The sequence below is a fragment of the Mesorhizobium sp. M1163 genome (assembly GCF_040318415.1).
Lineage (GTDB): Bacteria > Pseudomonadota > Alphaproteobacteria > Rhizobiales > Rhizobiaceae > Mesorhizobium.
This window is the reverse complement of the sequence record NZ_JAMYMF010000080.1, coordinates 1-9,165: the sequence shown is the minus strand read 5'-3', so window position 1 is coordinate 9,165 and position 9,165 is coordinate 1. Positions and strand designations below refer to the sequence as shown.

8 protein-coding genes and 2 pseudogenes are annotated in these 9,165 nt (G+C 62.6%); 6 read left to right on the top strand and 4 right to left on the bottom strand.

Going from position 1 to position 9,165, the window contains the following annotated elements:
- Positions 1 to 392 precede the first annotated feature (392 nt).
- Entirely contained in the window at positions 393 to 1,304 is a 912-nt protein-coding gene (locus NKH43_RS34635; protein ID WP_352622021.1) for a DMT family transporter, read from the bottom strand.
- A 135-nt stretch (positions 1,305 to 1,439) separates the two neighbouring features.
- Between NKH43_RS34635 and NKH43_RS34630 the strand changes: the two genes are divergently transcribed.
- The 4 genes from NKH43_RS34630 to NKH43_RS34615 all read left to right on the top strand — a co-directional run bounded on the left by NKH43_RS34630 (position 1,440) and on the right by NKH43_RS34615 (position 4,702).
- Positions 1,440 to 1,679, top strand: a complete 240-nt coding sequence (locus NKH43_RS34630; protein ID WP_352861962.1) for a LysR family transcriptional regulator — start codon at positions 1,440 to 1,442, stop codon at positions 1,677 to 1,679.
- Complete coding sequence (locus tag NKH43_RS34625; protein WP_352861960.1) at positions 1,676 to 2,323, top strand: substrate binding domain-containing protein; 648 nt, start codon at positions 1,676 to 1,678, stop codon at positions 2,321 to 2,323. The genes NKH43_RS34630 and NKH43_RS34625 overlap by 4 nt, the downstream gene beginning before the upstream one ends.
- 778 nt (positions 2,324 to 3,101) lie before the next feature.
- Entirely contained in the window at positions 3,102 to 3,374 is a 273-nt protein-coding gene (locus NKH43_RS34620; protein ID WP_031195148.1) for a CoA-binding protein, read from the top strand.
- A gap of 131 nt (positions 3,375 to 3,505) precedes the next feature.
- Positions 3,506 to 4,702 carry a DUF932 domain-containing protein gene (locus NKH43_RS34615; RefSeq protein ID WP_352468590.1) on the top strand — a complete coding sequence of 399 codons (1,197 nt, stop codon included), beginning with the start codon at positions 3,506 to 3,508 and terminating at the stop codon, positions 4,700 to 4,702.
- Positions 4,703 to 5,092: 390 nt separating this feature from the next.
- On the opposite strand, the gene NKH43_RS34610 is transcribed toward NKH43_RS34615, so the two are convergent.
- The 3 genes and pseudogenes from NKH43_RS34610 to NKH43_RS34600 all read right to left on the bottom strand — a co-directional run bounded on the left by NKH43_RS34610 (position 5,093) and on the right by NKH43_RS34600 (position 6,245).
- Entirely contained in the window at positions 5,093 to 5,476 is a 384-nt protein-coding gene (locus tag NKH43_RS34610; RefSeq protein WP_352861964.1) for a hypothetical protein, read from the bottom strand.
- A gap of 17 nt (positions 5,477 to 5,493) precedes the next feature.
- Positions 5,494 to 5,628: pseudogene (locus tag NKH43_RS34605) on the bottom strand (DUF5615 family PIN-like protein); the annotation flags it as partial.
- Positions 5,625 to 6,245, bottom strand: coding sequence for a DUF433 domain-containing protein (locus NKH43_RS34600; RefSeq protein ID WP_352516226.1), 621 nt, complete (start codon positions 6,243 to 6,245; stop codon positions 5,625 to 5,627). The pseudogene NKH43_RS34605 and the gene NKH43_RS34600, both read right to left, overlap by 4 nt.
- A 188-nt stretch (positions 6,246 to 6,433) precedes the next feature.
- Between NKH43_RS34600 and NKH43_RS34595 the strand changes: the two genes are divergently transcribed.
- Both NKH43_RS34595 and NKH43_RS35420 read left to right on the top strand, forming a co-directional pair.
- Complete coding sequence (locus tag NKH43_RS34595; protein ID WP_352549719.1) at positions 6,434 to 8,584, top strand: ParB/RepB/Spo0J family partition protein; 2,151 nt, start codon at positions 6,434 to 6,436, stop codon at positions 8,582 to 8,584.
- Between the two features lie 73 nt (positions 8,585 to 8,657).
- Positions 8,658 to 9,007, top strand: a pseudogene (locus tag NKH43_RS35420) (UCP036055 family protein).
- The last annotated feature ends 158 nt before the right edge of the window (positions 9,008 to 9,165 follow it).

The following is a 9,165-nucleotide window of genomic DNA, read 5'->3' as shown; positions in this document are numbered from 1 at the left end:
CGTTGGGGCTGTATCGAAGCCTGTTCGACACGAAGCCGGACCTCATTGTGGCCGACCGGAATCCGGGCTACCGTTCGACCCAGCTGATGTTACTCTGCCGGCGATGGTGATGAGGGTTTCGGCCAGGTGCTAATCATCATTGGCCGCTTCCTGCGCAGTCGTCGAACGTACGCGGGGCCGAACGTCTTCCCCCCACGGGTCTTTCCAAATCGTCACGCTCAACCTGTCTCAAGGGAGATCGTTGTCATCTCCTGATGCCGAATGTCTCAATTTTCCCAAGTTTGGCAAAATTGAATCGCAGACTTTTGCAGCGTGCGAAGGTCAAGCAGTTTTGCGACAGTAGCAAAGAGCCCGAAGCCATCATCCGGCCTCGGTGCTCCAATATATCGCCGCTAACGCCGGATGACGATAATCCCGGCCAGTGCGATGAGAATGATACCGAGCATGGAAGCCGCATCCAGACGTTCCGAGAACAGCACGACGCCCCATAGCACAGCGAAGGCTAGATATGAAAAGTCCCAAGTCGAGATGATCGAGGATGGTCCCAACTGGTAGGCGATGGCCGTGCCGACGCTGCCGATCAGCATCGTCATGCTCAAAAGCCCGATCAGCGCGCATTGGGTCCAGCACATTGGAATCCACGCGCCCATGAACAGGCTTTGTCCACCCTCGCTCCCTGCCATCACGGTCGCCAAGCTAGCGCTGCCCCCGAGAACGATCGCTATCAGGTTGAAGATCAGCGCCAAAACGAAGGGGTTTTCGCCACGGCTCTTGGTGCGCGTCAGCACCATCGCCAGAGCGTAGAGAATTGCAGAAACCAGCGGCATCACGGCATGGATGCCAAGGTCGCCGGCCTGCGGCTTCTGCATGAGCAGCACACCGATGAAGCCGAGGGCGACTCCGACCCAACCTTGCACCCCGACAGGTTCCCTGATCCAGAAGGCCGCAAAAAGGGTAATGAACAGCGGGATCGTGTAATAGACCGCCGCCGCCATCGAGAAATCGAGGCGCGGTAGCGAAGCGTAATAGATCAGCAGGCTCGACAGAAGCAGGCTGCTTCGCACGATGGCCCAGCCAGGATAGGCTGGGCGCAACGACACCTGCGGAAAGCGCCATTTCAGGATCGAGATCAACAAGGGCAGCGTGACGCAGGACCGCAGGAAAATGAACTGCGACAGCGGCATGTCCGAGATCGTGACCTTGATGATCGCATCCGCGATGGAAAGCGTCAGGTCCGTGAAAACCATCGCCGCAATGGCGATGCCCACCCTGTCCGCCTTGGGGGCCGTCTGACTGATCGACATTTTTCGCGTTCCCTGCTTCGGGTGCCGAGGCTACCGAGCCAAGAACGTTCCAACAATTCCGATCATACGGAAATTTTGTCCGTGTTATTGTACAATGAGCAACGACACGAGAGAGGATGCGTCGCTTTGTACAGCGTGGACGACATGATCCTTCTGGCCGAAGTCGCCGAAACGGGCAGTTTTACTCGCGCCGGGGGGCGGATCGGGATGCCCAAATCCACTGTCAGCCAGCGCATCGCCCAGCTTGAAGCACGTCTGGGGCTGCGGCTTCTCAATCGCTCCACCCGGCACGTAAGCCTCACCGGCAGCGGCCAGGTCTATCTCGAATACTGCCGCCGCGTTCGCGCTAGGTCTCGGCCGCGGACATGGCGTTGACCAATCTCAAGGAACAGCCTGTCGGGACGCTGAAGATCACCTGCCCAGAGGTAACTGCCACCTATTTCATGCCGACCTTCCTGCACGGATTTACCACGCAGTTTCCCCGCATCGCCGTCGAACTGATCGCCACAAACCGGCATCTCGACGTCATCCGCGAGCGGGTTGATTTCGCTTCTCGCGTTGGCACGACCACAGGTCAGGACCTGATCGTGCGGCGTGTCTCCTCGATTAAACGGGTTCTCGTCGCCGCTCCAGCCTATCTGGCGGCTGGCAGTCCTCTTCAGGAACCGACCGATCTTCTAGATCGCCGCTGCCTGGTGCATGATGCGCAGCCCGAATGGGTGTTCTCGTCAGACGACACACCGATCGTCCTGCGGCCTCCGCCGGCTGCGACCTCGGATTCTATGGGGTTCCTGCTGCAATCCTGCATCGCGGGCGGCGGGGTCGCACTCCTTCCCGCTTACGTGTGCCAGCCGTCCGTGGCGGTCGGCCGCCTTGTGGAGTTGCTCCCGGGCTGGGAAATTCCACCCTATGAAATGATGCTGATCTTTCCCAACCTGAAGAACCAGTCCAAGGCGCAGGCCGCATTCCGCGATTATGTGAATACCTTCGACTTTTCAGCGTTTGCCGTTGGGCGATAACTAGAACTTCTCAAGTCCTACGGTCGCATTGTTCCGTGTCGTGGAATGTCTAACTGGATCGAAAGCCGGACCAGGCATGGACATGAGCCAGTTTGCAAAAAGCGCGGCAGCTTTGTTCCACGGCGTTTCTTTGAGCGAAACAAGATAGACGTTACCGGGGCGTTGATCTTCCCCAGGCAGGAGCTCAACCGGTTGGCCGCGGCGTACCTGTTCGCTCGCCGTGCCAATCCGACCCAACGCTATTCCGCTGCCAGCCAAGGCAGCCTGCCTCATCATGAGGTGGTTGTCGAACACAGGACCCGGCAGCCCCTTCCGACACGTTTACCCCGAAGTGCTGGAACCATTGCTTCCAGTCGAACCACGTCTTGTCATCAACCCTGGCATGCTTTCTTTGGGTTGCCCTTACAGTGGGGTAATCACAACAAAACCCGGTGCGGCGGTCAAGCCGCCAGAATGAGCTCGTTTAATGAAGCGCCAGCCTCCGGCTGCGGGAGAAAGGGAGTGCCGTGCCTCAGGACATCCGTGTCACCATCGTGCTGACGGCCGTATCGATGGCATCCGTCGTGGACGGTCCATGGTAACGATCATGACCGGACCTTCAATTCATTCGGGCCACCGCACACCTCTCGGTCGAGGCGGCGCATGAGGCAAGCCACAAGGCATGGGTGGGCAAAAGCGGCTTACAGCACTACGAGCGCATGCTCCGCTCCGATGACTTCAACGAAGGTGCCGTCGCCTTTTCGGAAAAGCGCAATTCCGAGCTCAAGGGGAAGTAGCCATGGACGCGGTAACCACAACGCGCGCGGGTCTACTTGGACAGCACCGTCTGGCACCGATGCTGGACACCCGCTCCATGGTGGTTGCCGGGGTGTCCGGCAGGGAAGGCTCATTCGGCTTGCGGCTGGCCCAGTCCGTCGTCAGCGCCGGATATTCGGGGCGCATCCAGTTCATCGATCCGCGTCAGACCGAAATCCTGGGGAGGCCATGCTTCGCCGCCTTCGCGGACGTTGACGAGGCGCCGGATCTGGCGGTGCTTGGTGTCGGCCCCTAACGCGGCCGCTTCGGCAATGCCGACGCTTCTGGTGGCGCGCGGATGCCGACAGAGGAAGAGCGTGGGTGGGCTGCGGTGGCGGGTGAAGGTCCGGGAGAGAGTCTCCCGGCGCCCGCCGAGGAGCTCCAACCATGACACAGATGGAAATTCACACGCCCACCCGCAACGAGCGTGCCGGTTACAAGGTCGACGTCAGCCGCGGTCAGCGCATCGGCCGCGTGTCGTCAGAATGGTTCAACCGGCCGGCGGATGAGCGATACCTGTCGCTCACCGACCTTCGGAATTCGGTGAAGGCCCGGTCGGAGCGCAGCAAGACCCGCATCGTCGAGAGTGAGCTGATCCGCGTCGAGGCCAGCCGCGACGATCCGGAGCGCCTGAGGTTAATGCTGCCCGATGCGCCTGCCCCAGTTGCCCCCACGCATTGGAGTTTTGGCCAACTCGCCAGCCTGGTAGGTGCACCGGCCACCTATCTGCGCCAGCTTCCGGCCCCGCTCGCGGCGATCAACCTTCAGCACGGTCTCCTCAACCGCCGCGCCGAGCAGGTGAAGACGCTGGAAATCGAGAACGGACGCCTCGAGCTGCGAGCGGTTACAGGTCCGGACTATGGCAGGATTTTCGATGAAGAGCTGATCGCGGCCGTCCAAAAAATCGCCGGCAACGGTACCGGCGACACCCGCTGGAAGATTCCTGGCGTGCTCGACTGGTCAACGGGAATCTACAATCCGAATGTCGACATTTCCAATGCCACGACGACGATCTATGCGTCCGACCGTGATGTCTTTGTCTTCCTCGTCGACGACCTGAATCCGATCGAAGCCGGCAAGCTGCCCGATGGCTCGCCCGACGTCTTTTTCAGGGGGTTTTATTGCTGGAACTCGGAGGTCGGCGCCCGCACGCTTGGAATCGCCAGCTTCTATCTACGTGCAGTGTGCCAGAATCGTTGCCTCTGGGGCGTGCAGGATTTCCAGGAAATCATTATCCGGCATTCCAAATATGCCGCCTCGCGTTTTGCCCTGGAAGCCGAGCCAGCGCTGATCCAGTTCGCGGAGTCTTCGCCCATGCCGTTCGTCAATGGCATCAAGGCTTCGCGGGAGCGTGTCGTCGCTCGGGACGACGAAGATCGCCAGAGCTTCCTGCGCAAGCGCGGCTTCTCCAAGGCGGAGACGACGAAGATCATCGATGCCGTGCTTTCGGAGGAAGGGCACCCGCCCGCCTCGATTTTCGACTTCGTGCAGGGCATTACACGGGTGGCGCGCGACAAGCCGCATCAGGATGTTCGCCTGGAGATGGAGGGCAAGGCCAAGAAGCTTCTCGATCTGGCAGCATGATACTGCAATGCTGCGCGCGGCGGGAGTAGGTAACGTCACCGGGCTGCTGATGCCGCCAGTTTCGAACATGTGCATCGCTGCGGGGCGCAGCACACGGCCTGCGCTGCCGGTCTGGCAAACACATCTCTCAGTCTAAGTGTGCGCCGCACAAAATCGCAATGCTGCTATGCACAATTAATGTTTCTCGGCTGCGCGGAAGGGAGTAGTCTGTCGATATCGAGTTTCGTCCGGGTCACCTCCTCCCGACCTTGGCGACCAGGGACGGCATTTATTCCTCCCGAATGCTGTCGTCCAAATCAAGCCCGCCGCACCTCCTCCCGCGGCGGGCTTTTTCGTTTGCGAGCGGCGGCTTCTGGCAGCCCGATTGCAGGAAACGAACGCGGAGGTCCGTCAGTCGGGGAGGTTGAACCGTTCGATGGTGATGGTACGCGCGACATCCACGGTAATCTCCAGCACTTCGTTCCATGCCTCCTCCCCACCGAGCTCGGAAAGGGCGAGATGAAAGAGCCTGTGCTGGAGATCGAGGCTCATCAGGCCAGGGGCGGTGTTGAAGGCGACCAGCCCGACATGCAGCTCCTTGCGGCGATAGAGGCCGCGAAAGTCGGTCGTGTTGTGCGTGACGAGCACATAGCCGCCCTGCGGCCGGTGCGTGCACCGGCGGTGATGGCTTTTGCAGGGTTCAGGCGGCGCGCCGTTCGGAGGAACGCGAACCGTCTCGACCAACCCCAGTGATGGCGCGGAGGCGGCGGCGAGCGGCGGAATGTCGTCGAGCATGTCGAGCGCGACGCGACCGCGCGCCGGGTCACCATATGGTCCTTGGCGCCGGCGAGGCCCAGCCAGCGCACATGGCTCGACTCTGGAAAACCCCGTTCGCGCGCCAGTTTCGCAAGCTCTGGGCTCAGGCATTCGTCGATCAGGAATTTCACGAAACGGCCGGCAGATCGTCGAGACGGATTGTGCGTGTCGACTTCGCCGCCGTGCTGCGCCACGCCGGCTTGACCGGCGGACGGCCACGCCGCGGATAGGCGAGCGCATAGTCGGCCGCGAGCCTGATCCGGTCGAGAGTCAGTTGCGGATAGGCGGCACGGATCGTCTCGGGAGTATCGCCATTGGCGAGCATGTCGGCAACGTCATGAACAAGCACGCGTGTTCCCACAAAGGCCGGCTGACCGCTAAGTACCGCTGGATCGCGCGCCACCATGGCCTTGGCTTTCCTCAGCCGGCTGAGGCCGGTCCTTACCCCGGCAGTGATCGGCTTCAGGTCGACCTTAAGCGGATCGTCCGCGACTACGGGCGCAGCATCATCGGCAATGGCGTGCTCGACGATCCGCCGCCGCGCGGCAGGCGTCAGCGTCTCCGCCGTCAGCCAGGCGAGGCGTAGGCCGACGAGACCCGCTCCGATGATGACGCGGCTGCCGCGGCGTGTCTCGACACGGCCGCGCAGCAATCCGGCATCGATGATGCGATGCACCTGCTTGAGCGGCACCTGCGTTACCGCCGCCGCCTCATTGACGGTGAGCACTTCGCTGCTAAACCCCGGCATGACAATAATCCTTCCACATTCGTGGAAGATATATAGCCATTCTGCCTTCCGCAGTCCAGCGAAGCTTTGCGGCAGCCGGCGGCGTCCGTGCCAGACGCCCGACGGGAGGCAGAGGGGGCGGGGAGGTTTCCTGACGGGCTTGGAGGTTCGGGGAGAGGCCCCGGCCGCCCGTCATGGAGAACCTGACCATGGCAAAGAACGCCATTCAGAAGATCGCGATGAACGCCGCGGAGAACATTCCCTATGACAAGCTCAGGCTGTCGCAGAAGAATGTCCGGCGCATCAAGGACGGCGTGTCTATCGAGCAGCTGGCTGATGACATCGGGCGGCGAAAGCTCATCCAGAGCCTGAACGTCCGTCCGATGCTCGACGGCGAGGGCGAGGAGACCGGCACGTTTGAGGTGCCGGCCGGCGGTCGTCGCTATCTCGCGCTCGGTATCCTCATCAAGCAAAAGCGCCTGGCAAAGAACGAGCCGATCCCCTGCATCGTTAACCGCAGGCAGGAGACCTCGGCCGAAGAGGACTCGCTTGCTGAAAACCTGCGGCGCGCCGATCTGCATCCGCTGGACCAGTTTCGTGCCTTCAAGACGCTAAGCGATCACGGTCTCGATCCGGACGAGATCGGCGCCCGCTTCTTCGTGTCGCCGGCGACGGTGAAACAGCGCCTCAGGCTCGCCTCTGTGTCGCCGAAACTTCTCGACCTCTATGAGAAGGACGAAATCCGGCTCGAACAGATCATGGCGTTTTCGATCTCCGACGATCATGCGCGCCAGGAGCAGGTCTGGGAGCGGATCTCCAGCTCGCACACGCAGGAACCGTATTACATCAGGCGTCTGCTGACGGAGACCACCGTTCGCGCCGATGATCGCCGTGCCGTCTATGTCGGCGCCGAAGCTTATGAGGCTGCCGGCGGGGTCATCCTTCGCGATCTCTTCGAGCAGGATTCCGGCGGCTGGTTCCAGGATGCCGCACTTCTCGAGCAGCTTGTCTTCGACAGGCTGAAGGTGGATGCCGAGGCGATCCGCGCCGAAGGCTGGAAATGGGTGGATGCGGCGATCAGCTTTCCCTATGGCCACACCTCCGGGATGCGGCGCATCTACGCCGAGGCGCAGGAGCTCAGCGCCGAGGAGATCGAACGCTACGACGCGCTGAAGGCCGAATACGACAAGCTGGATGTGGACTATGCCCAGGCCGAGGATGCCGACGAAGCAATCGAGGCGAAGCTCGACCAGCTGGGTGCCGAGCTCGATGCGATCGATGATCGTCCTCAAACCTACGATCCCGCCCAGAAGGCCATTGCCGGTGTGTTCGTTACGCTTGCCGCGAACGGCAAACTCCAGGTCGACGCCGGTTTCGTGCGGTCCGAGGACGAGCCGCGGACCGAAACCGGCGACGTCGATGTGGGCGAGGAAGGGGGCGCCGCCGGCGGAACGCGATCCAATGGCGACGACGATGGCGATGGTGTTGTCGTCAACGGCGAGCCGGTGAACGACACCTCTGGCGCCGACGGCGAGGATGATGACATCAAGCCACTGCCCGATCGGCTCGTCTTCGACCTGACCGCGCAGCGCACGCTGGCACTGCGCAACGCGCTCGCCGGTGACGTCGACATCGCCATCATCGCCGCACTCCATGCCTTCGTCCTGCAGGTCTTCTATCGCTTCGCGCCGGACACGTGCCTGGAGATCAGCCTGAAGAGCGGCAGCTTCAGCCAGGTCGACGGTCTTGCCGAGACATCCTGGGCCAAGGAGATCGCCGAGCGGCACGAAGCCTGGGACCGCGATTTGCCCGATGAGGCGGAAGGCCTGTGGGACTTCCTGTTCGGCCTCGACGAAGCAAGCCGCAAGGCGCTGTTCGCGCATTGCGTCTCGCTGACCCTCAATGCGGTGGTCGAACCCTGGAACAGGCGACCGAAGGCGCTCGAGCATGCAGACATGCTTGGCCGCTCGCTCCAGTTCGACATGGTCAACGCCGGCTGGACGCCTACGGTCGAGTTCCTCGGGCGGCTCACCAAGGCGCGGATTCTACAGGCTGTCCGTGAAGCTCGTGGCGCAGACTCCGCGCAGCTGATCGACCACATGCAGAAGGACATCATGGCGCGTGAGGCCGCGCGTCTTCTCGAACGGTCGAACTGGCTGCCCGAGCCGCTGCGCGTTGAGGTCGATGAAGTTGCTACCGATTCTGGCGATGCGATCGCCGGCGACATGTCGGACGAGGCGGCTCTCGACGGCGATGCCACCGAGCTGCCGGCCTACCTCGCCGACGATGCGGATCCGTCCTCCGATGAGCCGGTGACCATCGACGGCGGCGAGGCGGATCACCTCCAGGCCGCTAAATAATCGGCCTCACGCTCGCACCGGGCCCGGCACTCCCGCCGGGCCCTTTTTCGTTTTCCGACATGGAGAAACCCGCATGTCCGCACATATCGTGTACGAATCCGCTCCTCTGGGGAGCGTTATCCGGTACCGCTCCGGCACCGCGAAACCGCCGGCTCGCTTCACCAAAAAGCTCGCCGCCTGGGAGAGCCGCAACGGCGTCGGTCGTTTGGTCAGGAAGGAACCGCCGCGCGAGCGCGCGACCTATAGCTCATGGTCCGCGTCCTGCAGGAACTCGGGGACAGCCCGGAACTGCTCTATCCCGCCAAGGATCGCGAGGCGGCCGAACGCTGGCTCGCCAGCAATTCGTACAGCCGAGCCTATCTCGAAGAGGTCTCCGCCGATGAGGTCGGCGCCGACGTCATTGAGGGCCGCGCGGCCGCCTGATCGCCTCACCCCATAGAACCACTCCGACCACAGGCCCGGGGGGGGGGGGGGGGGGGCCGGGGCGGGGGGGGGGGGGGGTGGCGGGGGGGGGGGGGGGGGGGGGTGGGGGGGGGGGGGGGGGGGGGGGGGGGGGGGGGGGTGGGGAGGGGGGGGGGCGT

Excerpts from the sequence above, each read along its gene's own strand:
- NKH43_RS34635 (WP_352622021.1), bottom strand. The coding sequence starts at position 1,304 with ATGTCGATCAGTCAGACGGCCCCCAAGGCGGACAGGGTGGGCATCGCC.
- NKH43_RS34620 (WP_031195148.1), top strand. The coding sequence starts at position 3,102 with ATGGACGCGGTAACCACAACGCGCGCGGGTCTACTTGGACAGCACCGT.
- NKH43_RS34615 (WP_352468590.1), top strand. The coding sequence starts at position 3,506 with ATGACACAGATGGAAATTCACACGCCCACCCGCAACGAGCGTGCCGGT.
- NKH43_RS34610 (WP_352861964.1), bottom strand. The coding sequence starts at position 5,476 with ATGCTCGACGACATTCCGCCGCTCGCCGCCGCCTCCGCGCCATCACTG.
- NKH43_RS34600 (WP_352516226.1), bottom strand. The coding sequence starts at position 6,245 with ATGCCGGGGTTTAGCAGCGAAGTGCTCACCGTCAATGAGGCGGCGGCG.
- NKH43_RS34595 (WP_352549719.1), top strand. The coding sequence starts at position 6,434 with ATGGCAAAGAACGCCATTCAGAAGATCGCGATGAACGCCGCGGAGAAC.